Annotated in this window: 27 protein-coding genes; 2 read left to right on the top strand and 25 right to left on the bottom strand. The window is 38.8% G+C overall.

Annotated features, from left to right (window positions below; genetic code table 11):
- Positions 1-130 precede the first annotated feature (130 nt).
- The 14 genes from LU279_RS02940 to LU279_RS02875 form a co-directional block, all read right to left on the bottom strand.
- Positions 131-586: a metallophosphoesterase family protein gene (locus LU279_RS02940; protein ID WP_274420931.1), complete on the bottom strand. Its 456-nt coding sequence runs from the start codon at positions 584-586 to the stop codon at positions 131-133.
- Between the two features lie 290 nt (positions 587-876).
- Positions 877-1,473: a GDSL-type esterase/lipase family protein gene (locus LU279_RS02935; RefSeq protein ID WP_274420929.1), complete on the bottom strand. Its 597-nt coding sequence runs from the start codon at positions 1,471-1,473 to the stop codon at positions 877-879.
- Positions 1,474-2,154: 681 nt separating this feature from the next.
- Entirely contained in the window at positions 2,155-2,427 is a 273-nt protein-coding gene (locus tag LU279_RS02930) for a DUF1294 domain-containing protein (RefSeq protein WP_274420928.1), read from the bottom strand.
- A 7-nt stretch (positions 2,428-2,434) separates the two neighbouring features.
- Positions 2,435-3,430 carry an alpha/beta fold hydrolase gene (locus LU279_RS02925; RefSeq protein ID WP_274420927.1) on the bottom strand — a complete coding sequence of 332 codons (996 nt, stop codon included), beginning with the start codon at positions 3,428-3,430 and terminating at the stop codon, positions 2,435-2,437.
- Between the two features lie 807 nt (positions 3,431-4,237).
- Positions 4,238-4,798, bottom strand: a complete 561-nt coding sequence (locus LU279_RS02920) for a M48 family metallopeptidase (protein WP_274420925.1) — start codon at positions 4,796-4,798, stop codon at positions 4,238-4,240.
- Positions 4,791-5,219 (bottom strand): N-acetyltransferase, encoded by a 429-nt coding sequence (locus tag LU279_RS02915; RefSeq protein ID WP_274420923.1) that lies wholly within the window; start codon positions 5,217-5,219, stop codon positions 4,791-4,793. The genes LU279_RS02920 and LU279_RS02915 overlap by 8 nt, the downstream gene beginning before the upstream one ends.
- Positions 5,220-5,797: 578 nt before the next feature.
- Positions 5,798-6,598 carry a CPBP family intramembrane glutamic endopeptidase gene (locus LU279_RS02910; protein WP_274420921.1) on the bottom strand — a complete coding sequence of 267 codons (801 nt, stop codon included), beginning with the start codon at positions 6,596-6,598 and terminating at the stop codon, positions 5,798-5,800.
- 942 nt (positions 6,599-7,540) lie between these two features.
- Complete coding sequence (locus tag LU279_RS02905) at positions 7,541-8,746, bottom strand: hypothetical protein (RefSeq protein ID WP_009263186.1); 1,206 nt, start codon at positions 8,744-8,746, stop codon at positions 7,541-7,543.
- A gap of 324 nt (positions 8,747-9,070) precedes the next feature.
- A complete protein-coding gene (locus LU279_RS02900; RefSeq protein WP_099330046.1) occupies positions 9,071-10,315 on the bottom strand; it encodes a plasmid recombination protein in 1,245 nt (414 codons plus the stop codon).
- A gap of 258 nt (positions 10,316-10,573) precedes the next feature.
- Positions 10,574-10,807: a hypothetical protein gene (locus LU279_RS02895; protein ID WP_003019356.1), complete on the bottom strand. Its 234-nt coding sequence runs from the start codon at positions 10,805-10,807 to the stop codon at positions 10,574-10,576.
- Positions 10,808-10,879: 72 nt separating this feature from the next.
- Positions 10,880-11,881 carry an AAA family ATPase gene (locus LU279_RS02890; RefSeq protein ID WP_274420916.1) on the bottom strand — a complete coding sequence of 334 codons (1,002 nt, stop codon included), beginning with the start codon at positions 11,879-11,881 and terminating at the stop codon, positions 10,880-10,882.
- 99 nt (positions 11,882-11,980) lie between these two features.
- Positions 11,981-12,385 carry a plasmid mobilization protein gene (locus LU279_RS02885; RefSeq protein WP_274420914.1) on the bottom strand — a complete coding sequence of 135 codons (405 nt, stop codon included), beginning with the start codon at positions 12,383-12,385 and terminating at the stop codon, positions 11,981-11,983.
- Entirely contained in the window at positions 12,378-13,463 is a 1,086-nt protein-coding gene (locus tag LU279_RS02880; RefSeq protein ID WP_009263194.1) for a site-specific integrase, read from the bottom strand. The genes LU279_RS02885 and LU279_RS02880 overlap by 8 nt, the downstream gene beginning before the upstream one ends.
- 14 nt (positions 13,464-13,477) lie before the next feature.
- Positions 13,478-13,666 carry a hypothetical protein gene (locus LU279_RS02875; protein ID WP_003019365.1) on the bottom strand — a complete coding sequence of 63 codons (189 nt, stop codon included), beginning with the start codon at positions 13,664-13,666 and terminating at the stop codon, positions 13,478-13,480.
- A 176-nt stretch (positions 13,667-13,842) separates the two neighbouring features.
- Here LU279_RS02875 and LU279_RS02870 point away from each other — a divergent pair, with 176 nt between their 5' ends.
- On the top strand, positions 13,843-14,274 hold the full coding sequence (locus LU279_RS02870; protein ID WP_016439640.1) for a helix-turn-helix domain-containing protein: 432 nt from the start codon (positions 13,843-13,845) through the stop codon (positions 14,272-14,274).
- A gap of 344 nt (positions 14,275-14,618) precedes the next feature.
- Here LU279_RS02870 and LU279_RS02865 read toward each other — a convergent pair whose 3' ends face one another.
- The 9 genes from LU279_RS02865 to LU279_RS02825 all read right to left on the bottom strand — a co-directional run bounded on the left by LU279_RS02865 (position 14,619) and on the right by LU279_RS02825 (position 20,987).
- Complete coding sequence (locus LU279_RS02865; protein ID WP_118045236.1) at positions 14,619-15,452, bottom strand: DUF6179 domain-containing protein; 834 nt, start codon at positions 15,450-15,452, stop codon at positions 14,619-14,621.
- 5 nt (positions 15,453-15,457) lie between these two features.
- A complete protein-coding gene (locus tag LU279_RS02860; protein WP_118045237.1) occupies positions 15,458-15,991 on the bottom strand; it encodes a DUF6323 family protein in 534 nt (177 codons plus the stop codon).
- A gap of 154 nt (positions 15,992-16,145) precedes the next feature.
- Positions 16,146-17,438, bottom strand: coding sequence for a plasmid recombination protein (locus LU279_RS02855; RefSeq protein ID WP_118045334.1), 1,293 nt, complete (start codon positions 17,436-17,438; stop codon positions 16,146-16,148).
- 172 nt (positions 17,439-17,610) lie between these two features.
- Positions 17,611-17,850: a hypothetical protein gene (locus LU279_RS02850; RefSeq protein WP_182279489.1), complete on the bottom strand. Its 240-nt coding sequence runs from the start codon at positions 17,848-17,850 to the stop codon at positions 17,611-17,613.
- A gap of 72 nt (positions 17,851-17,922) precedes the next feature.
- Positions 17,923-18,156, bottom strand: a complete 234-nt coding sequence (locus LU279_RS02845) for a complexin-2 (RefSeq protein ID WP_121056263.1) — start codon at positions 18,154-18,156, stop codon at positions 17,923-17,925.
- Positions 18,157-18,254: 98 nt separating this feature from the next.
- Positions 18,255-19,385, bottom strand: a complete 1,131-nt coding sequence (locus tag LU279_RS02840) for an AAA family ATPase (RefSeq protein ID WP_121056260.1) — start codon at positions 19,383-19,385, stop codon at positions 18,255-18,257.
- The gene (locus tag LU279_RS02835) at positions 19,382-19,705 is read right to left on the bottom strand and encodes a plasmid mobilization protein (protein ID WP_121056258.1); all 324 of its coding nucleotides are present in this window, start codon (positions 19,703-19,705) and stop codon (positions 19,382-19,384) included. The genes LU279_RS02840 and LU279_RS02835 overlap by 4 nt, the downstream gene beginning before the upstream one ends.
- A complete protein-coding gene (locus LU279_RS02830; RefSeq protein WP_121056256.1) occupies positions 19,689-20,789 on the bottom strand; it encodes a site-specific integrase in 1,101 nt (366 codons plus the stop codon). Before LU279_RS02830 ends, LU279_RS02835 begins: the two co-directional genes overlap by 17 nt.
- 18 nt (positions 20,790-20,807) lie before the next feature.
- Positions 20,808-20,987, bottom strand: a complete 180-nt coding sequence (locus tag LU279_RS02825) for a DNA-binding protein (RefSeq protein WP_121056254.1) — start codon at positions 20,985-20,987, stop codon at positions 20,808-20,810.
- 212 nt (positions 20,988-21,199) lie between these two features.
- On the opposite strand from LU279_RS02825, the gene LU279_RS02820 reads away from it, so the two are divergent.
- Positions 21,200-21,736 (top strand): helix-turn-helix domain-containing protein, encoded by a 537-nt coding sequence (locus LU279_RS02820; protein ID WP_118045242.1) that lies wholly within the window; start codon positions 21,200-21,202, stop codon positions 21,734-21,736.
- Between the two features lie 190 nt (positions 21,737-21,926).
- Here LU279_RS02820 and guaA read toward each other — a convergent pair whose 3' ends face one another.
- Positions 21,927-23,219, bottom strand: coding sequence for a glutamine-hydrolyzing GMP synthase (guaA, locus tag LU279_RS02815; RefSeq protein WP_022067103.1), 1,293 nt, complete (start codon positions 23,217-23,219; stop codon positions 21,927-21,929).
- Positions 23,220-23,330: 111 nt separating this feature from the next.
- Positions 23,331-23,735 carry a hypothetical protein gene (locus LU279_RS02810; protein WP_274420885.1) on the bottom strand — a complete coding sequence of 135 codons (405 nt, stop codon included), beginning with the start codon at positions 23,733-23,735 and terminating at the stop codon, positions 23,331-23,333.
- Between the last annotated feature and the right edge of the window lie 154 nt (positions 23,736-23,889).

Here is a 23,889-nt window from a genome sequence, read left to right as displayed (position 1 = left end):
TTTGATAAAAAGGATTATATCACAAGCTATGTCCAATAAAACGGGACGAACTTATTTTTTTCGAATCTTTGTTCGTGAATGTCTGTTTTCGCTTATAAAACCAGCCTCTATTCACAGTTTTCCACAGATTCTACGGTTCAATAACTATTTTTTCCACCTGATATTTCCCGGCATCCACATGCATAACAGCCATGGTAATCTCCTGGTCAAATCTGCGTGGTCCGCAGCTTCCCGGATTGATCCACAAACGGTTATCTATTATTTTTTCAAAATATTTATGCGTATGTCCAAAAACAACAACCTGAGCGTTTCCAAGCTCCCATGCCACATCTTTTTTGTTATGTGTCATAAAAAACTCCACACCTTCTATCGTAAAGCGAAGAGTTCTGGACAGTCCCTCCGCCCAGTCCTTGTCATTGTTTCCACGCACCACATAAACAGATGCCAGCGGTCGAATCTGATCAAGGATCTCCGGCTTGTTCATATCTCCGCCGTGTAAAATACAGTCGCAGGTTTTGAGAATTTCCAAAACCTCCGGACGCATCAATCCATGAGTATCGGATATGATTCCTATTTTTTTCGCCATACTCATCCCTCCGTTTCCTTGGTGAATTTCTTTTATCAATTTTCCTGTAAAATTTCTTTGATACGTTTACTCAGGGAATTTCAACTAAAAGCAGGAAATTTATGCTTTTTTCAAATTTGTCTTTTATAGTTAAACGCTTTTCATCCTGTTATAACCAATCCTTGGAACTGTAAAAATGAACCGTAAATAAGTACCACTTTTGCTTTTGCACAAAAGAATCAGCAGTATACATATACAAAAGAACTTTTCTTGTTTTTGTGGTAGTTTCTTTCTTCTGCACCTGGTTTATTTTATAAAATTTTCAACAGTCTGTCTGCAAATTTTCTGTGACCGTCCTCAGAAAAATGCACACCGTCATATGCCACAGAAATTTGCCAGGCTGCTGTTCCTGTAAAATCAATGTTCAACTCCCCGGCTGCTTTTCTGTATACCTGGTCCAGTTTTTCAGCCTCCCGGCAGATTCGTTCCTCATCTACCCAGGCTCCCCGCTTTACAGGAGGAGGGGATATCAGCCGGACTTCCATTTCCCGATTACTGATTTTTATCTGCTCCACCAGCACCTGAAGAAATTTTTTCATACGAAGTCCTGTATCTTCTGCAGTAAATCCCGTCTCCGTCAAAAGATCATTTGTCCCCAACATAACCCATATTTTTACAGGACCATTCATCTTACACCAGTCTTTCATCTGCTCACAGAAAAAGTGGATCTGAGATGGATTATGAGGGATACAGCGCCCGTTCACTCCATGATTCTTTATGCTCCATCCAGATTTTTCCTGAAGAATACCTGTCCAACGAACATTTTCAGGATACCGTCCCCCTGTCAAAGACCGAGGATCATATCCGTAAGTATTGGAATCTCCATAACATATAATTGTTCCCTTCATTTTTCTCTTTTCCTCGTATTATAAAGTAGTAGTCTCTATAGTCCCTCTCCAAGGACTGTATGCTATACTGTTGGAGATACTGTGGATTATTTCTATTTTCACATAACTATGATACACAATATCATAAAAAATTTCCCTTATTTTTGCTTTTTATGTCCTAACTTTTCACAGTTTCTCTCGTGTTAGATTTTTAAGCTGATATACTGTAGTTATTCCTCTTCTCTATTCCTCTACTATCCGGATTCTCCCAGCTTTCCTGAACGCTTTTTCAGACTTCATGCATAATGCCTGTTCTTAATATATTGTGCAGTAATCATGTAATCCTATGTATGATTTCCGGCATCGTAAATTATTTTAATTCCGGTATTATTCTTTCTTTTTTAAGCTACTACAGACTACACAGCCCCCGCTTAATAATAAAACCACATATAGATAAACCCCTAAAAACTGCACATTTTTATTTTTCGCTGTATAATACACATATAACGTCTGATATTTCTTTGTTATCCACATATTACAGATTTCCATGTTCAAAATTCTATAGAAATAAACCAATACAAAATTTTGCATAACAAAATCCGTACTATACGGTCACAAAACAATCTTAAACTCTGTATATACATCTCCTAAAGACAAAACAACGAGAATTTGTGTGCTTTTTCAAATTCGCTCATCTACATTTTACCTAATAGATACAAGAACCCAAAATCCCACAATAAGCTCTGCAGCCAGAATCACCGGAACACCCACAAAAAATTTTGCCTTTCTGGTTTTATGATGGAATATTTTCATTCCTGCAAGCGCCCCGATGCTGCCGCCCAAAGCAGCCATTCCCAGCAATGCCTTCTCTGAAATCCTCCACTGATTCCGCACTGCTCTCTTCTTGTCGATTCCATATGCCAAAAAAGCTATCATATTTATAAAAATCAGGTACAAAACAAAATATCTGTACATAAATATTTTATCCTTTCAAAAAACCAAATACATATCCCCAGTATTTTTCCAAAATATCATCCGGTCCATTAAAAATTTCATGCTTTGTACCCGCCATTCTGATGAGAGTACAGGAAGTTTTACCACAATTATTAATTTTTTCTGCAAAAATATCCTGCGCTTTCAGGGAAACCAGACTGTCTGTTTCTGCCTGAAGCAAAAGCACCGGCGCAGCAATGTCTTTCCATGCGCTTCTCTGCAGATACCAGTTCATTTTTGCTGCATTGTACAGCCACCCATAAGATGGCGAAAATGTCTGACATTCAATATTGTTTCTGCGAATTTCTTTATACCGTTCAAACCGCGGTCGCGAAAGACCTGAACTTGTCTCAAACTGTTCCGTTCCGTCATATGGTTTCTGCCCTGCCACATATTTCATTTCCCGTCCTGTTCTGCATGCTGCCCTAGAAATCCTGATTGCAGCGGGATAAGGAACATTTCCCGTGAGAGGACGTATCATCGGAGAAGACAAAATCACCTTTTTGTACATATAAGGCTCTCTTGCTGCCGCAATTGCCGCTACCGCCCCTCCCATAGAATGTGCGAATAAATACAGCGGTAATCCGGGATGCGCTTTTCGTATCAGTCTTGACACCCTCAGAAAATCCCGGCTGTATCTGTTCCAGCGGTCCAGATGAACAAGCGAAGGATCCTCTGTAAGACGATAACTCAGTCCGTGCCCACAATGCTCAGGTAAATACACATGATAATGCTCCTGCAAAAAATAATAGATCAGTTCAGGATATTTCTGCGCTGACTCCGAAAACCCATGACTGATGACCACTACGCCTCTGGCCTTATCTGCCAGATATCTTAGCACATGAACCCTTCCCCTGTTTTCCGGAGCACATGGAATCCAGGCTTCGCTTACTCTCTGCTCCAGATACGGTAAAACCTCATTTTGCATTTTGCAAACATATTCATTTTCATGAATAATTTTTTTATATCTGTCATCCTTCTGCATAACACTAATCTCCTCTCTTTGGTATAGATAATCAAAAAACTACGGGCTACTGACAAAAAACCTTCATATACTTTCATTTTTTTACTGCGACCATAAATAATGGTAAAACTACAGGCACATGACAAAAGACCTGCATATACTTTCAGTTTTTTACTGCGGTCATAGATAATGGTAAAACTACGGGCTACTGACAAAAATTCTTCATGAGCTTTTGTCTTTTAAACACAAATTCTGTCATGTTCATTTTAGGCGGAATCGCTGTTGACTTTTTATCATGACCTCTACAGATTCTGATCTCTGCAGATTCGCCCCTCTGGCAACATTAGCAACTTCCTCTTACACAACTTTTTATTATCTGTGTCTATCTTTTTTCATTTCTTCACACATTAATTATTTATGTATTTTTATACAAAAATCTATAAAGAAGCAACGGCAAAATCTCGCATAACAGCATTCATAATATACGGTCACAAAACATTCTTAAACTCTGTATGTGAATCTCCTAAATACAAAGCACCAAAAGTTTCATGCATTTTTCAAGTTTACCTACTCATAGTAAAGGCAACATGGTAAGCACACTTCCAACGTGTATATATTATAATAACTCTAATTACCCTTTCGTGTGCCTCCGGGCTTTGATACAACCTGCGAAACCAGTATCGTTATAACCATAAAAGTTTTTATACTCTAAATAATTCTGCGTCTTTGTCGGTTCTCCCATACAGAGGAGATATTAACAGACTTTTCATAAGTAGAGCATTTCGTCACTATCTGTTCATAGTAAATTTCCACCTGGACTCTGTATAATTATAAAAACTGCCCCAGCTTTTTCAGCTCATTTCTTCTGTTCTGATAATCCGGCAGCACCTGTTCCACAATAGCCCAAAATCTGGCTGAATGATTCATTTCTTTCCTGTGAGCAAGCTCATGAACCACCACATAATCCAAAATCTCCTGAGGCATCAGAACCAGCTTCCAGTTAAAATTCAGGTTGCCCTTCTGACTGCAGCTTCCCCATCTTGTTTTCTGCTCCCGAACTGTGATTCTGCCATAATCTACGCCCATTCTTCCAGCAAAAAACGCTGTCCTCTCCGGAAAAATCTTCAAAGCCTTCCGAATCCCCTCCAGACGCTCCTGCTCTGTGATCTCACGCCTTTTACAGCTCAGTTCCTGAACCCTGTTCTTCTGCTTTTCTATCCAGTCCCTGTGTTCCATTACAAAACTGTCAATTTTATCTTTTGGCAGCCTCAGAGGCGCTCGTACAACCACCATACCGTCCCCCTTTACCTGAAGGGCAAGGCTTTTTCTTTGAGAACGGATCAGTTCATATTCTGCATAACCGTCTTTTATTTTTGTATTTTTATTCATTATTGCACCACTCCAAAAGCATTTCTGTTTCTCCCACATCCTCGTCTTCCGTCTCAGAAACAATCATAAATCCATTCCTCAAGTAAAATCTGACCGCTGCCTGATTCTTTTTATATACAGACAGACTCAGTTTCTTTTTTACAGTTTTCACATATTCCAGAAGCATCCCTCCAATACCACAGGAACGAAATTTTTCATCCACAAAAATACCGGCGATATAGTTTTCCATCATTCCAATAAATCCCCTGATATCATCATCCTTCTCATACACATATACTTCCGCTTCCGGAAGCATGGAGCGCACCTGCTGCCAGTTACTCCGCCAATATTCCTCCGGGATAAAATCATGAGCCTGTATATTGGAAAAAAGCCATATGTCCATTACTTTATCAAGATCTGTTGACTTCATTTTTCGTATCATACGCATACCTCCGGTGGGGGATTTTGACAATGGAAACCTATAAAAAACAGATGGAAATGAGAGTACCCATGTCCTCTGAATATTCTGTCAGATTCATACAGCTAGAATGACAACACACACTTCCTCATATATTCCCACTTCAACAGCACTTAGCAAAATACATTAACGTTTTACCTGGAATATATCTATACTGCTTTCTGTTATATAATTGTCTTTATAATAAACAATCGCTATGAATCAATTATAGCAAAGAGTAATAAAAAAACAATGGATTACTTCTTATTTATATTGAGAGCAAATTTCAATATTCTTTTTAATAAAATACAGTTATTAACAAAACAACAGGCCGTCACACAGACTGCCTGTTATTCAAAATAATACATATTAAATTTTTATCATTTGAATTCGCAGATTTCTACTTGCTTCGTGGTGCTTCTCTGATATTTCGGCTTTGGAACAATTTGTTTTTGAACTGTTTTTTATACATTCTCTATGATCTCATCAGATTTTTTGTCAATAGCTCGTACTACATATTTACTTAAATCCCATTCCCGACAGCTTTTCCGCTTTTCTGTAATCTAACAGTTATGACTTTCTATTTTCCGCTTTTTGGCAATTACAAATCCAATCATTAATATCAAGTTTATAATAAATACAACTACACTACCTTCAATTTTGCAGCTACCACCTGACAAAAGAGGATTTCCACTAATTGCCATATTAAACAAATGTGGATAATCTTCTGCCAAAGATACTCCTCCCAAAATAATTGCGCCAACGCCATTCCATAAAAAATGGATTATAATCGGGGCAATTAAGGACTCCGTATACTCTAAAACTGCTGTCATAAAAAGACTCATTATTATAACATTAAGCACCGGAAGAACACCTGCCTCAAAAGCGCCTCCATGTGCAAAGGTAAATAATCCAGTTGAAACAATAATCGCAGCAACTATATTATAGTTACTTTTTATCATCTGGTATAAATAACCCCGAACCAACATTTCTTGCATAACAGTATTCAAAAAAGCTGAGATCATCCACAACCATAACAGAGAGATACGATTTATTCCAGTTATATGTATCACTCCTGCCAAAGATAATATACCTATAGATGCTCCTAGCCAAACAGCTCCGGTTACACAGCCCAATATGATACTATAAACAGGTTTTTCAGTCAGATGTAATCGTATTTTTCTTTTATCCATTCGCCAGAAAATAAATGTTAGAACAACAATGGATAAAAATGGTATTAATTCAGCCCAAAATCTCCAGATTGCTGCACTCGATGTATCTGGTATTGGTATAACTGATGCACATATTGCCCAACCCACAAAAAAGATTATTGTTTTTAACGACACTGATGCTAATTTCTTCATGTACTTCACTCCCTGACAAATTCTAATTCGTTGCTTACATTATACCACCCCATCGGCCCAAAAAATAAATTTTTTTCAGGGCTTCGATGAAGTAAACGAATTGTCAGTTGAAATGAAAAAGACTTTCCTTAAAGAAAAATGATCATAGACTTATTTTCTCAATCATACAACCTACATTTCGTTATTTCAAGTTTAAATATTCCCGATTTGTTCCCTGATTGCAAGAATCTTACGTACTGTTGAACTCTCAGAAAGAGTTACGTGCAGTGTCTCTGCGTACCTCTGAACCTCTCTTTGTTTCTTCGTATACCGTTTCCGCTGATAAAATTGTTGGCGGTATCTATGATGACCGCTTACTTGTAAAACCGATACCCTCTGCAATCTGCTTCTTTCTATGTGCGACGAGCTTCCTACGCCAAAGAAGAAGAAAAACATCTCCAAAAAATAACGACAAAAAGCCCTTAGCCATGAGTTTCATACCCACAGCTAAGGGCTTTCTAATATGGATTTATTTGTTGCACAACTGTCTATCAATTATTCTCTACCATAAAACCACCGGATTACAAGAATAATAGCTCTTATGCAACTGTTATCAATTTGTTATCAAAAGTCTTTCAAAAGTGCCGCAAACCCGCATAAACGCTGGATTTTCTAAGCATTTTTGTTTATTCGAATTCGCAAAGTTCTATTTGCTTTATGGTACTTTTCCGTTGTTTCAGTTTTTAAACCGTTCATTTATGAACTGTTTTGTATGTGTTCGCTATGTTTTCATCTGATTGTATTGTCATTTTATTGTCAGCAATATACCATTTTTTTAATCAATTGACATTCTTAAATATTATAATATTAACACAGCATCTCACACACTCTCTAAACTGGAATTTTTGCTCTTGACTTTTGTAGTCTAAGAGATTTTTCCACCGCCGTGTCTGAACACTTCGTCTATACTCTTTTACCAGCTTTAAATATGCAATTAATACTTTTTGCTTTAAAGTACAGTTCTATTTCTTTTCTTATGTCCTCAATCTCTGTTTGTGGAAAATTGAAATCATCTAACCAAATCATCATGTTATTATTTTCGTCGGGTGCGGCTTCAATGATGGCTTTGTAGATATGCGTTTCATCTTTTATTGCAAGAAGATAATTGTACATATGAATGTTTTTCATAGCTATCGTATATTTTTTGTTATTGTTTTCATCTATCTCATTTGAAGTTCTTTCTTCAAGCTTCATTTTTTTATAAGTATACCAAAGCTGCCATACTAAAATTGCAATTATAATTATATCGTATATAATCCAAGAACTTCCTAAACATAGTGGCAGTAAAATACATAAGATAATGACAAAAGGTATCATCCATAATGTTCTTCTAAATTTACCTTTATAATTCATCTTCCAATAGATAATTGATTTATCTTTTTTATTTGATGTAGTATTTATATCTTCTGCTTTTTCAATAACTACCGGACATATTTTATGTAATAAATTTGATATTTCTGTTTGACGAAGTTCATCTACAGTTTGTCTGTCACTAGGCGTTAGGTATTCTTCACCATTAGAATATATAAATCTAATTTGTTCATAATTCCAAACAGGGCTTTCGTGTAAATAATATATTTTTTCAACTCCGTGTCTTGGAAAAAGACGACCGTTCATAACTACCCAGTTTTCACTAATAAGGACAGGGAAATATTTTCGTAATATATTGTGCTCAAACAATACTTTTTCAAAACATTCACCTTGTAGAGATTTCTTTAATTCTTCCTTTGTTTTGATATAATTTAATACAGGTACGCAGTGATAAGATAATTTAATATATCGCCATATCTTGCGTGCTGTAAAAATAGTGATAAGCCAAAATAAAACTGTGAGGAATATAAATACACCACGAGGATCGTTAATAGTCATAAAGACCCCTCTTACAGCATAAAATAGGCAAACAAGCCAAATTACTCCTAGTAAAATTTTTTTCAATGGATAGAATTTAAGCCATTCTATCTTTGTTAAAAAATTTAATTGTGAAGTTTGTAAATTTTCTTTAGCTTTACTGCTTTCATCAGCGATTTTTTCTGTTAGCTGTTTTCTAATATATTGGGGTAAATTAGCAAATACAAATATCAGTGCAACAGCGATAATACCATACATCATTTCTCATCCATCCTTTATAAATTTATTTTAACTTCTTTTGATTTTGCTATTTTAACAATTATGTTTTCCTTTATCTGAAGATATCAATTATCTTTACCTCTGAAATTTCAAATTCTTGTATTACTAACATCAAACAAATTCAAATTGTTGTTTACATTATACTTCATCAACAAAAAAAATGGAAGATTTTATACCCCAGAGTTTCTACTTAAACCTGTTAAAAGATTTTCTCTCTTTACCTATATAAATCCTATGATTTACAATTCCAAAAAGCAATGTCTAGACTTTACTTTTTTAGCATAGATTTGATTTCTTCTGCTCCCTTTATTTGCCCTCTCTATCTATACGTCTCTTCTTGATTTTTCGCTTTGCATTTGCCTGCTCCAAATGTTTTGCCACTTCTATCGCTTCCTTGACCTTATTTTCTCCCAAAACAGCTACGACCCGATCCATATCGTATGCCACATTTAACAAAGCTGCATTCTCTTTCTTTATAACAGATACTTCCTCTCGCAATCGATCCACACGACTTTCAAGATCTATGTTTCGATCTGATAGCTTTTGATTTTTGTTTTTCAAATCCAAATATTTGCTATATAATGACTGTATCATATTCGCAACTTTTTTCAATAGAGGGAATATCCTCTTTCGATAAGATTTTGCTGACTCTAAAGTTCCGGCTTCTGGCAGCCATTCTTCCGGGTAATATCCATACTCACGTGCATGTGAGTCAACAAGTCCAGCTTTTGAATTTAGTGCAGAAAATCGTTTTTCTAACACTTCTGTCTTTTTAATTACCGCAGCTCTCTCTTTTTCTGCCTGTTCTTTTTCCTTTTGGATCTCATCCACACATTCACTGATATCATGCAAATCATGTTCCAATAAATTCTTATGTTCCTTTAATTCTTCTACTTCCTGTTCTCGAACCTTTTTCTTGTAATCCAATACAGAAAGATGTGGTTCATGAGTTCCTTTCTGATCCCATTCTATCTCATTTTCCCTCATGACCATGGCTAATTTTTCCTTTTCTGATTGTACCCATTGATTTAGCTCCGTCTCACTTCTGGAACCACCTTTAAATCCTAATGACGATAAGGCTTGTTTTAAAGATACTCTTGTATCAAGTCCTCGCTTACTTCCTGTAACATAGGGAATAAAATCAATATGTAGATGCGGTGTTGCTTCGTCTAAATGCAGATGAGCAGCAAATACTCGCAACGTAGGATTCCGTTCTTGAAATCCTTTCATGTATTCATCTAATATCTTTGCAGCAAGTTGTCCTTCCATCGTTCCTGATCCCATATTGTCTTTATCACCGATCTGAAGGATAACCTCATGAAATAATTTTTCTTGTTTCCCGGAACGTATCTTTTCGTAGTAATCATCTATCTTACGATCTTTTCGAGTCTGTTTATCATTGTAACGCTTCAAGGCGTCGTCAAATAATTCATGATATACGTCTTTGATATCTTCATTACAATATTCAACATTCCAATGAGTTCTGTTCGGATCCGTATTCTTTGCATGAAATTTTCTACTATTATGGTTCAGGGAGCCTTTTCCTGTCATAAAACTAATCGTCCTCTTCAATAAATCTCCTTTCATTCATTTTAAAACGCCAGATATGGCGATTATGTTTTGTTACTTTTGTCAAAAGTAACGCAAAAGCACTTTCGACAGCCTAACGTCCATCAAAAGTACCCTTGCGCCCTGCCGGGAGCTTTCAAATCAGCCAGTACTGTATCGGCTACACCCTACAGCAATTCTCCTTGTTTGGTATGATACAGGTGCGTGCCACGCTCCTGTTCTATATTCCCAAAACAAACATCACCATCGATAACTGGCTGACACTCCACGCTTATCTAAATATTCCTGTCGTGCTTTCTCCTGCTCTTCCTCAGAAGGAGCAGTCTTATACTTCGTATAGAGTTCATGTCTGACTAATGCATCCAATTTTTCTTCCAAGCCATTTCGAATATCTTCTTCATACTGATCATCTGAACCCAAATGATAAAAGATCAATTTTCGAAACAGTTCATAATCAATCTGTACTTTTTTCATCACTTCACTCCTTTTTAATCAAGGTGGCAAGATTCCCTATTCTTTAAGATATGGTAATCTTGCCATCTTCCTTTACTCTTCTTGTAACATCCAGAACCATTTATTTCCTATCTTCACAGAATCAATCTGTAATTCCTTCTTCGCATTCCAAAGTGTTTTCTTTTTAATTCCTCGTTCTTCTGCTTCTTCCGCTATTTTTGCCTGTTCCATTGATCCATTTGCTAAGATCTCTTTTAAAAATTCTTTCGCACTTCGGATCTTTTGCCCTCGTCCATCACCAGACAATAAATCCTCTGCACTGATGTCATATTTTCCAATCCAATGAAATCCTTTTTCTTTGTCTAATCGAAAGGCGATAGCATCTCCTTCCGGAGCAAGAGAACTCTTTACATGACAGATCACTCGGATTTCCGGTTCATCTTTCACTCTTCCAACAATCAATACGCTTCTTGCTGCCGCTTGAAAGTCAATAGACCCCAATCCACGATAGGATGATTTTCCATTACTATTCTTATTCATATGACCGATCAGAATAATGGCACATTGATATTTCTCTGCTAATACAGAAATTCTTTTCATCAATGGACGAATCTCATTTGCCCTATGCATATCAACACCAGCCCCTAGAAAGCCTTGAATTGGATCTAATACTACAAGTCTTGCTTTCGTCTGAATAATCGCTTCTTCCAGCCTTGCATCTACCATTGTTAATGGCTGATCCTGGTCATCAATCACTAAGACTCTAGAACAATCTGCCCCTGCCGCTAACAATCTTGGTTTGATTGTATCGCCCAATCCATCTTCAGCTGTTTGATAAATCACATTGATTGGCTTTACACCTGTTTCTTCTTCAGTTATCTCATTTAGTATTGGTTCTCCCTTTGTTAATTTTGCAATGATCTGCAACACCACGGTGGTCTTACCCTCTCCAGGATCTCCCTGAATAATGGTGACCTTCCCGTATGGTATGAACGGATAAAAGAGCCATTCGATTTCTTCCACTTCAATCTGATCCATGTGGATCAATTTCAGGCATGGTTCTGCCTTTTTTACTTCTCTATAATTATCTTCCATTTCCACCTCCTGCCCAACCGGGCAAGTCCCTGGCAAACAGAATTTAACAATTGTTGCAACAACAATTTTGTGATATACTCAAGTTGTTAGGATGGTATATCAGTTATTCTGATAATCAGGGAACTTGCTCAGATTATTTCTGGGCTTTTTCTTTTTTTCTCTTTTCCTTTTTTCATAGTTTCTTTCTTCTGCAAATGCATTTAATATCTCCAACATTGTTCGAATAGGTGTAAACAACTCTTCATCGGCATCCTCTAATGTAGTTAACCTTTTCAGTTCCTCTTCAATCCCTCGAAGCTGTTTTCTAAACTGTACTAACATCAATGGATTTCCTACTGCTGTGACCTTTTGATGTAAAACGCTTTCAATGATATATTCTTGTCTCGTCTGGTATCCACAAAGCTTTACTCTTAAATCTAACTCTGCATTTTCTTCCGGAGACATTCGAAACGCTATGGTTACATTACGCCACCGATTCTTGTTATCCCTATTTTTTTCACTCATCCAGATATTCCTCTCTTTCCTGATTTAGATTTTCCGCCATCTCTGTTTGAATTGTCGGGAACAAATGTGCATATCGATATGTGATCTCCACACTTTCATGCCCTACCCTTTCTCCAATTGCCACCGCAGAATATCCCATATTAATCAACAATGACACATGAGAATGTCGTAAATCATGGATTCGTATTCTCTTCACCCCTGACAACTTCACACCACGATCCATTTCATGATGAAGATAGCTTTTTGAAATTTGGAATATCCTGTCATTTTCATTTAAACCATACAGCATTCCTATATACGATTCTAATTCTTCGCTTAAAAATTCCGGCATGGTGATTATGCGATTACTCTTCACAGTCTTAGGATCCGTAATAATATCCTTCCCCTCTAATCTTTGATAAGATTTATTGATCCGGATAGTACAAGCCTGAAAATCGAAATCTGCCGGTGTCAGCGCTAACAACTCTCCCATACGCACTCCACACCAATATAGAATTTCAAATGCATAAAAGGAGATTGGCTTATCCGCCACCGCTTCAATGAACTTCATATACTCTTCTTTTGTCCAGAAAAGCATCTCTTTTGTTCTTTCTTTTCCCATAGATCCTGCCTTGCGTGCAGCATTGCTTTTCAAATCATAGAAATTCACTGCATGATTCAAAATTGCACTCAGCTGATTATGGATGGTCTTTAGATAGACCTGTGAATAGCCTTCTCCTTGTTTATTTCGATAGTTCATCATGGTGTTCTGCCACTGTCGAATATCGGAAGGTTTTATTTCCTGCAACTTCTTTTTCGAAAAATATGGGAGAATCTTTTTTTCTACAATATGCTTTTTCGTCAGCCAGGTATTATATTTGATTCTGGATTTGATATCATTCAGATAAAGATCTACGAAATCTTCAAAATACATATCCAGACTCAAATTCTCCTTTAATTTAAACGCTCTTTCCCATTCCTGGGCATCACATTTGCGTTTAAATCCCCTTTTCGTCTTCTGCTTTCTTACGCCGGTCCAGTCCTTATAATAGGTTCTTACCTCGTAAGTATTTGACTTTTGGTTTTTGATTACTGTCAAAACATCACCTCCTGCTATTTCATTTCGTTCATACCGTAAACTCGTTCTTCAAAATATTTACGGCTGATTTTTCCTTTGACAACAACGAAACCTTTTTGCTCCAATTCAGCATTTAACTGACGGATCAAACGATACGCATAGGAATCAGATACTTCTAATTCTTTCGCTACTTCTTTTGCTGATATAAATAATTTACTAGCCATCTATATCCCTCCTTTCTTCTTTCAGTTCATTATTGAACGGTGTATACGCATCATAACATTTCATTTCCGTACTGTCAATAGAATAATTTCAAAAATGAACGGTTTATTTTTATATTTCATTTTTGAACTGTTTATGCTATACTTTTAAGTAACAATCAGCAAAGGAGTGTTTTCTTATGACAGTAGGTGAGAAAATAAGAAAATTCCGGATCGATCAAGGATATACACAGAAAGAATTGGCAATCATGTCCGGATTAAGCGAATCGGCAATTAGAAATTATGAACTTGGGAATCGTTTTCCATCATCAGAACAATTAGAAAAAATAGCAAACTCATTAAAGATCAGTCCATACGCCATGTCTGATCCAAACTTTGATACTTATGTTAGTGTCATGCACGCATTATTTGCTTTAGAGGATCAATATGGTCTGCACGCCTACCGAGATGAGTCCGGCGTACCACAACTCATGTTTAAAGACAAAGGACATGATTCTTTAAATATGCTGGATCATATTGGAACATGGGCTGATATGTACCAGAAATTCAGAAATGAAGAGATTACAGAAAAAGAATATTTAGACTGGAAGAGTCAATTCCCAGCTAAATAAGAAGAAATTATTTACAATAATATTAAAAAAGTATTGTCATTTGATTGTCAACGGACATAGAAAGAGCCAAGAAAGCCCGTAAAATAGGCATTTCTTGGCTCTAATATATTATTCAAACTCGGCGTGTCCTTTGTTATTCTTAACTATATTTGTTTAAGTTTTATGCAAATCCACGCCGTCTTTTACTTCAATTACATCAATTATTCTGGCTTGCTGATTTTCCGTTGCCAAAATGTTGCCACGCCCTTATTATAACAAATCCGCAAGGATTGACAACCTATTTTTGAATGTCGCACAGTAAAATTTCTTTTTCGGAGCGGCAAATATATTGGTAAACCGATATGCTAAATTATATTGGCAAGCACTTTATTATCAGCAGCGTTTTTCAAACGGACAACGATACTACCGATAGCACCTGAAAGATAATTCAAAAGTTCCCCGTCATTTTCATAGTAATTTTTTACGAAAACATCAAGCGCAGTCGCCAACTGTTTTTTCATCTCCTCCAAAGTTGTCTGTTCAAACACCTTCTGCATATAAGAATAATCGTCTTCCTCCAACTCAATTACCGTCAATGATTTTCCCAGTATTATATGTCCTATTACATGAATAAAAACTGTTTCACATATATTATCCATTGATTCCTTCCAATTTCCGTTATCCTTTGACAAGACATTTATAACATAACCCTCAGGAAATAATTTCAAAAATTTCTGTTCTAAACCGATAGATTTGATAAATTCAAAAATCTTGTCGATTCCTGTATACTCTGAAATATCTTTCATTAACGGATAATCAAGAGATACAATCGTATTTTGTGGTTCAAATCGAATGTCGTACCACTTAAAAAATTCTGGTATCCCTTTAACAAAAGTATCATGCAGGCATTTGTTTTCATAGTGGCAAAATTCGGGCAGAATCCTGTTGTATAAATCCAGCGCTTTTTCTGTCTTTTTCTTAACATATTCCGCACCTATTTCATACGCTCTCTGAGCTGGTATTTTTTCATTTAAGGACGGAGCATTTTCACTTATTTCCCGCAATTCGTGAATGCAATATAAGACAGCTCCCATAAGCTGTTCCGCTTTTTCGTATGTTATGGATGTGCTTTCATGTGCTGTATATTTCTCAGCCAACTTGCCCACAATCGGCACTAATTCTTCCATTTCATAGTCCATCAGTTTCACCTCCAACAGAGTTCTTTCAATGCTTCCAGATATAAATCATAATCCCATCTCTTTACATCATCAAATTTTGAATATTCTCCATAACCGTCTGAACCTTTATATCCATCGTAACCAGCCCGGATTGCTTCTGCAAAATTAGCAAGGCAGGTACTCTCTAAATAATCCAAATCGCCAAAGCATATATTTTCAAACTGTTCTTTCATTAAATGGAGAAGTTCATCATCTGTAATTTCATCATGCATTTCATTTTTATATAGATAAAATATTTCCTGCAATCGAATAATTGTTTCCACATAATTGCTTTGATGAATGTACTCAGAATCGCAAAATTCATAAATGATTTTTGTCGCAATTCCTTCACCAAACTCAATTCTTTTTTGTTCCGCCAGTGCGTTTTTCCGTTCCGCTAAAATCAATTTAGCGTCTTCCTCTGTTAAGGAAAGTCCAAACTGTTCGGTTGTCTCGTTTGTTTTAATCACATTGCTCAGTTGATTTTGTCCCTTTAATAAAACCATCCAGTCCTTGTCCAAAAGAACCCCTCCCCATCTTCGTATTTGGAAAGAGATTATAGCACCGTCCTTGAGACATTGGTAGTCTTGTTTTCAGAGCAATTTTGTGGTATTATAATAATGGAAAAAGGGAGCGGTTTTAATCCGTTCCCTTTGTATTTTATAGTTGCTTTCATTATCTTGCATCCCTATCCATCTTTCTTTTTTGTTTTCGTCTCTGCACTCTTTGTTCTTCTTCCAGCCTTTTTTCTCTTAGAACAATGGTTGCAACTGTATCTCGTCCCAAAGCCCGTTCTACCCGATTAAAATCTCCCATTCTTTCCTTCAATGTTCTATTCTCATTCCAAAGTTCCTCTACACGGGCAGTAAGAGAATTAACCTTGTCCCACGCCCTCTCATATGATCTTTGCAGATTGCCGAATCTTCTGGAAAGATCCAGATAAGCCCGATAAACTGATCGCAACACCGTCACAATCTTCTTTATCAGCGGCTTTGCCTTTTTCTCACGGTAAGATTTTCCCGTTTCCAACGTTCCTGCCTCTGGCAGTACCTCTTCTGGATCAGCAGAATATTTCTCTGCAAACATCTCCATCTCTTTTACCATAGGGGCAATCTCCGTCAGCTTTTTCTCATATTGCGCTGCCTTTTTCTTTGCCTGTTCTGCCTGCTTATCAACCTCTTTCCGGCTTTCCTGTGCTGAAAATATATCCTTCTCAACCCTCTCCAACTGATCAAGATATTTTTCGTTGACTTCCTGCATGATGGCATTATGCTCTTCCAACTCTGATTTCTGTTTTTCAAGCATAGAAACTTCCTTTGCCCTCTCCTTTTTTTCAAAATCCAACAAGGACAAATGCTTTTCATGGGTGCCTTTCTGTTCCCACTCAATTCCATGTTCCAGCATAATTGAGGCAAGCTGCTGTTTCTCATCCGCCACCCACTGATTTAATTCTGTTTCCTGTCTGGTGCCTCCTTTAAATCCAAGAGCCGTTAATGCCTGTTTCAGCGATACTCTTGTATCAAGCCCCCGCTTGCTTCCTGTCGTGTACGGTACAAAATCTATATGCAGATGGGGCGTCGCCTCATCCATATGGAGATGAGCCGAAAACACCCTTAATGTAGGGTTTCTTCTCTGAAAATCCTGCATATATTCATCCAGTATCTTTGCCGCCAGCCGTCCTTCTTCTGTTTCCGCTCCCATTGTCTCCCTGTCGCCAATCTGTAGGATAATTTCATGGAACGGCTTCTCCTGTTTCCCTGAACGGATTTTTTCATAATAATCGTCAATCCGGCGGTCATTCCTTGTCTGTTTCTCATTATAACGGACTAACGCTTCATCGAACAATTCATGATAAACGTCTTTGATATTTTCGTTGCAGTATTCCACATTCAGATAACTTCTCTCTGGATCTGTATTCTTCGCATGGAATTTTCTGCTATTATGGTTGACAGAGCCTTTCCCTGTCATAAAACTGATCGTTCTCTTCAATAACTCTCCTCTCTCCCTTTTCGGGCAGTAATCAGCGCCGGATACGGCGCACAGACTTTGTTACTTTCGCCGAAAGTAACGCAAAAGCACTTTTGACAGCCGTTCCGTCCATCAAAAGCTGCCTTTGCGCCCTGCCGGGGGCTTGTCCGTCCTACGGACGGAGCGGCTGTTCCCGCCGCTTTTCTTCCGCCGCCATAGCTTTTCGGATTGCGGATACCAGAGTTGCTACCGTGCTTTCCTCCCATCCCGCAAGCCATACCAGCGTCCGCATTTCTGCCGTTGTCAGTTCCACTTCTCCGAAGATTTCATTGAGTGCGGCAATCTTCCTGGCTTCACTTTCGTAAAAAAATCTGTTCACATTTCGGGTTCCCCATTCTGGCTGAACTATCATCAAATCACACCTTTCTCGTTGTCTGCTATTACAGGAGCGTGCCACGCTCCTGTCTGCTATCTTCAAAGGAAACTACCAGCGAAAGCTGTCCGGCACTCCACGTTTTTCCAGATATTCCCATCTGGCTTTTTCCTGTTCTTCCTGAGTGGGTGCAGTCTTATATTTCGTATATAATTCATGCCGCACCAGAGAATCCAGTTTCTGTTCCAATCCCTGCCGGATTTCATTCAGGCATCTGTCATCTTCTATCAAATGATAGCGGAGCAGAGATACAAATAATTCATGAGAAATCTGCACATTCTTCATAGTAATCCTTTCTGCGTCGGTTTGCGTCGGTAGCGTCGATATTTTCCATACCAACCTGCTATAAAAAATACCGTCGCAACCGTCGCATATCGTCGCTTTTACTCTTTCGACTCAAGCCGTTTAAGAATAATTTTCCTTTCATGCCCCCGCTTGTTATTATAAAAAATCCCATAATCGTTGAGCAGTTGGCTGTTAGCTACATTCAGCTTTCTGGACAAGACATTCGCCTGTATCTGTATATCTGTCAGCTGACCTGCAAGTTCCGTTGCTGTTCCCTCCCATTCCGGCTTGTCTTCTGTCAGAAAGTTGTTGATTGCTTCCAGCAATGGATTCGGCGGCTGTTTCCACAACTCCGTCTCTGCCTTCTTAAATTTCCAGACACAATGCTCCCGGTCAAACTCTATGGTCAGTTCCTGATCCGGCTGGTCACGTCCCACAACATCCAGCACTGCGAGATTGTCAGTACGCTTTTTCTTGTGCATAATGAACGCCCCATCTGCCGCTCCAAGAAGCCCGTTTGTGCCGGAGATCATCTCAAAGCTATCCTCAGATTCCAGCTTACGTGTATGATGTACCACTAACAGGCAGATACCGTATTTGTCGCTGAAAGATTTTAGCTTTGTCACAATCTCATAATCGCTGGAATAGCTGTACCTGTCCCCGCCGACCTCACGTACTTTCTGGAGCGTGTCAATGATAATCAGCCTTGCGTCAGTATGTTCTTTCAGGAATTCCTCTAATTGCCTGTCTAAGCCCTCATTCAAGGTTTTTGCCTGTGTCGCAAAATACAGATTATCCGCACATTCCACACCAAACATGCCGGAGAGCCGCCGCTGAAGCCTTGCGTAATCGTCTTCCAACGCCAGATACAACACCGTCCCTTTTCGGACGGGATAATCCCATAAAGAGATCCCCATTGCCACATGGTAGGCAAGCTGCCCCATAAAAAATGATTTTCCTACTTTCGGTGCCCCTACAAAGAGATAAGTACCACCATAAAGGAATCCTTCTACAATGGGTGTTCTCGGTGGGTAGACCGTATCATACAGTTCCGTCATGGAAATGGTCTGAAGCCTGCCGTTCCCGGATTTCTCCAGGTTTTGTGCGGCTTGCAGATTGATTTGTGCTGTTTCATTTGCTATAATTTCATTGTGTTTTTTTATATTCGGCTGCGCCCCATCTGCGCCAACAGATGATACGGGAGCAGTCGTTTTCATTTTTTCTGTCATTCATCTTCTCCTTTCAAACCGTATAATGTGATTGCGATTACCTGCAGCGTGTAGAGCAGCTCATCATTGTCAGGTCTTAATGTTTTCAGCCGCTTTAATTCTTCATAGATAGCAGCCATCTGATTTTTCAGAGCCTTATACACCCTCGGATTACCCTGTACTACTACGTCCCGGCACAGCAGACGCCTTGTGATATAATCCTGCTTTGTCAAACCGGACAGTGCAACCAAATCGTTAATCAGCTTTGCTTCCTCGTCCGATACCCGGAACGCTACTGTATGATTGCGCCATCGCCCTTTGTAATCAAGTGTTCTTTCCATTTGTGTTCTCCTTTGTCATTCTCTCCATTTCCAGTTTCTCCGCCATTTGCGTCTGCACCGTAGGGAACAGGTGAGCATAGCGGTAGGTGATTTTCTCTGCCTCATGCCCCATGCGCTCCCCAATCGCCAGCACAGAAAATCCCATGTTAATTAACAGAGAAACTGCGCTGTGACGAATATCATGCACCCGTATCTTCTTTACACCTGCCTGCTTCGCCCCTCGCTCCATTTCGTGGTTGAGATAGGATTTTGTGACCGTAAACATTCTCTCGTCCGGCTGAATATCATACAGCATTTTGATATATTCCTGCATTTCTTCGCAGAGAAATGGCGGCATTTTAATTGTACGGTTACTCTTTTTCGTTTTTGGGCTTGTGATAATGTCCCGTCCTTTGGAACGGTGATACGTCTTGCTGATCGTGACCGTCTGTTTCTCAAAATCAAAATCAGCAGGCGTAAGAGCCAGAAGCTCGCCAGAACGGATTCCACACCAGTAAAGCATTTCAAAGGCATAATAGGAACGGGGCTTATCCATCATGGCTTCGGAAAATTTCAGATATTCTTCTTTCGTCCAGAAGTTCATTTCTTTCGGAACCTCATTTCCCATTGTTCCTGCTCTCCTTGCCGGATTGTAGGGCAGATTATAGAAGTTTACCGCATGGTTGAAAATCGCTGTCAGTTGGGCGTGTATCGTTTTCAGATAATCCGCTGAATAAGGCTTTCCTTTCTCGTCCCGGTATGCCATCAGTTCATTCTGCCATGCAATAACGTCCTTTGCTTCAATCTCTGCTATCTTTCGATTCCCGAAATACGGTAAAATTTTTGTGCGGATTACATGGCTTTTGGATTCCCATGTGCTTTCTTTCACCCGCTGCTTTTTGTCAGCTTCATAAATCTCAAAGAAACTGGCAAACGTCATATCCAGTTTCGCTCCCTGTTTCAGCATGACCTCATGCTCCCACGCTAGTGCTTCTCTCTTTGTAGCAAATCCACGTTTCTGTGTCTGCTTCCGCTCCCCTTTCCAGTTCGTGAAACGATAGATTACCCGCCACGTTCCCGTAGCGTTATCTTTGTATACAGCCATTTCATCATCTCCTTTCCGTCAATCGCTGTAACAGACCTTTTTGTGAAAAAATGTAGCGCTCACACGTCCCGCCACTGTCAAATAGCCCTGTTTCTGTAATTCTGCATTCAGTTCTCGCACAATCTGGTAGGCTTTTGACTTTGACACACGCAATTCCTTTGCCACTTCTTCCACTGTCATAAATGATTTTTCTGCCATACTACCATCTCCTTTTCCTAACTGTTTTTGTTTAATTCTTATATGTATAATACTAAATAAATTCCGTTAAGTCAAGTGGCTTACAGAAAAATATTAACTTTTTTTATTTAAGTTTTTCCTTGCTATTCTTATTGTCTCATGCTATACTAAATTCAACAAATTTGTTTAAGTCAAAATAGTTGTATCACTATAACTGCAACGGAGGTTTTATTATGGCAATCGGCAAGCGAATCCGCTTTTTCCGTAATCGAAAAGGCATGACACAAAAACAGCTCGGTGAAATTCTCGGCTTTCTCGGAAAGACCTCTGATGTCCGTGTAGCACAATATGAATCCGAAGCCAGAAAACCCAAAATCGATCTCATCAAAGAAATGGCTCACGTCTTTGATGTCAGCCCACGGGCAATCGATGTCCCGGATATAGACAGTTACCTCGGTCTTATGCACACACTCTTTGCTCTGGAAGATATGTATGGTCTGAAAGTCGGAGAAATCGACGGAGAAGTATGTCTGCGGTTAGATAAATTCAGCGGCTCTACTTACTCGACTATGTTTGATATGTTCCACGCATGGCGGGAACAGGCTGCCCGTCTGGAGCAGGGAGAAATAACCAAAGAGGAATACGACCAGTGGCGGTATAATTATCCTGCACTGGATACATCCGGACACTGGCACAAAGTTTCGCCTTCAAAGGAACTCAGTGACTATCTCGTAGAAGCGTTCAAAGACAGGCTTAAACCGGACAAATAGTACTTTCCTTACAGATCAAAAAAACCTTACCGACTTTCAGCTTCATTTCTGAAAATCAGTAAGGTTTTTCTGTTATTGAAGTATTCTGTTATTTAATGAATGATACCAGAAGTGTTGCCAAATCGTTGCCAGCAATTAAACAAATTTGCTTGTAACCCGTATAAACACTGGGTTTTTAGAGTTCATTTCATCACTCGAATTCTATCGTCGCCACCGGCTTCGGTGTAATCTCATAGCACACTCTGCTGACGCTCGGAACCTCTGCTGTAATTCTGGCACAGATTCTTTCCAGAATATCATAATCAATTCTTTCAATGGATGCAGTCATTGCATCAATGGTATTGACAGCTCTGATCACAACCATATATCCCATACTTCTTGCGTTGTCTCTTACACCAACAGCCTTGAAATCCGGTACTACAGTAAAATACTGCCATACTTTCTTATCCAGTCCTGTTTTTGCAAATTCTTCACGAAGGATTGCATCAGACTCACGAAGTGCCTCCAGGCGGTCCCGTGTAATTGCGCCAAGGCATCTTACACCCAGTCCCGGACCCGGGAACGGCTGACGATAAACCATTTCTGCCGGAAGTCCAAGCTCCAGTCCGCAGGCACGAACCTCATCTTTGAACAGCTGTGCCAGAGGCTCTACCAGTTCAAACTGCAGATCTTCCGGAAGTCCTCCTACGTTATGATGAGATTTTACACATTTAGCTGTCTTTGTTCCACTCTCGATGATATCCGGATAAATAGTTCCCTGTCCAAGGAATTCGATTCCTTCCAGTTTTCTTGCCTCTTCTTCAAATACACGGATAAATTCTCCACCGATAATTTTTCTCTTTTCTTCAGGATCTGCAACATTTTCCAGTTTTCCAAGGAAACGCTCTGACGCATCTACATAGACAAGATTTGCATGAAGCTGATCACGGAATACCTGAACAACGCTTTCTGATTCGTTTTTGCGCATCAGTCCATGGTTTACATGAACGCATACAAGCTGCTGTCCAATAGCTTTGATCAAAAGTGCTGCAACAACAGAAGAATCTACGCCTCCTGACAGAGCCAGAAGAACTTTTTTATCTCCTACCTGTCTGCGGATTAGCTCTACCTGATCTTCGATAAAGTTCTTCATGTTCCAGTTCGGTTCTGCCTTGCAGGTTTCAAAAACAAATTTCTTCAGAGTATCCTGATCCGGAAGTTTATCAAACTTCACATCACACTGAGATTCCGGATAATCTACAGAAATCATAGGATATCCAAGATCATAAAGTTCCGGGCGGATTACTACCGGCTTTCCATCTACAATTCTGTTCTCTCCACCATTGAGAATGATTCCTTTTACATTATCAAGAGCTTTCAGCTCATCCGGGGTAATATCATGGGGATGTATCTCACTGTATACACCAAGGCTGCGGATATCACGGGCAATTACCGTATTTTCGGTACTTCCCAGATCAAGAATGACAATCATGTCCTGTTTCATAATAAACTTCTCCTTTGTTTTTATGATAATAACTGCTGCTTCTATTATAACGTCTTTCTCCAGAAAAATCATTATAAATTCAAAATAAAGCAGGTAATATCTTTACAGATTTCAACGAATTTTTTCTAATGTATCAGAAATCATAGTTATACATTTCTCAATACGTTCCAGCTTCTTCACATCTTCCTGAGGCATTTTAAGTACACGAAATGGATCAGAAGTAATATTTTTACTTTTTCTGAGAGTATCCTGAAAAATTTCCACATAAGCCTGCACAAGAGAATTTGGCTCCTGTATTCTTTCTTCTCTGCTTTTTTTCTTATACCATCCTCGGCGTACACAAATATAGTCGCCTGTATCTGTAACCAGAGTCCTAAGTGCGCCTGTCAGCATTCCATCCGTATACAAATTATTAGACCTTCTTCTTGCATAATTAAACAGCTCTATTCTGGAATGTTCCCGCTGATCTTCCAGGACTTCTTTGTAAAACACTTTTATCTGCTGTGCATTTGACAATTCTATCCACCTCTTTCTGCAGCAATATATTTGCGATTGTATTCATCCATCAGGGAATCATCCCTATCTTTGTTTATGATTTTGGCAAAAAATACCTTTGGATACCATCCTCTTTCCTGTTAAGTTTATCTTATCATCCTGCAGTACAATAGTC

The organism is Blautia sp. XA-2221 (genome assembly GCF_028767025.1).
Classification (GTDB): Bacteria; Bacillota; Clostridia; order Lachnospirales; family Lachnospiraceae; genus Blautia_A.
This window is presented reverse-complemented; position numbering and strand designations above follow the sequence as displayed.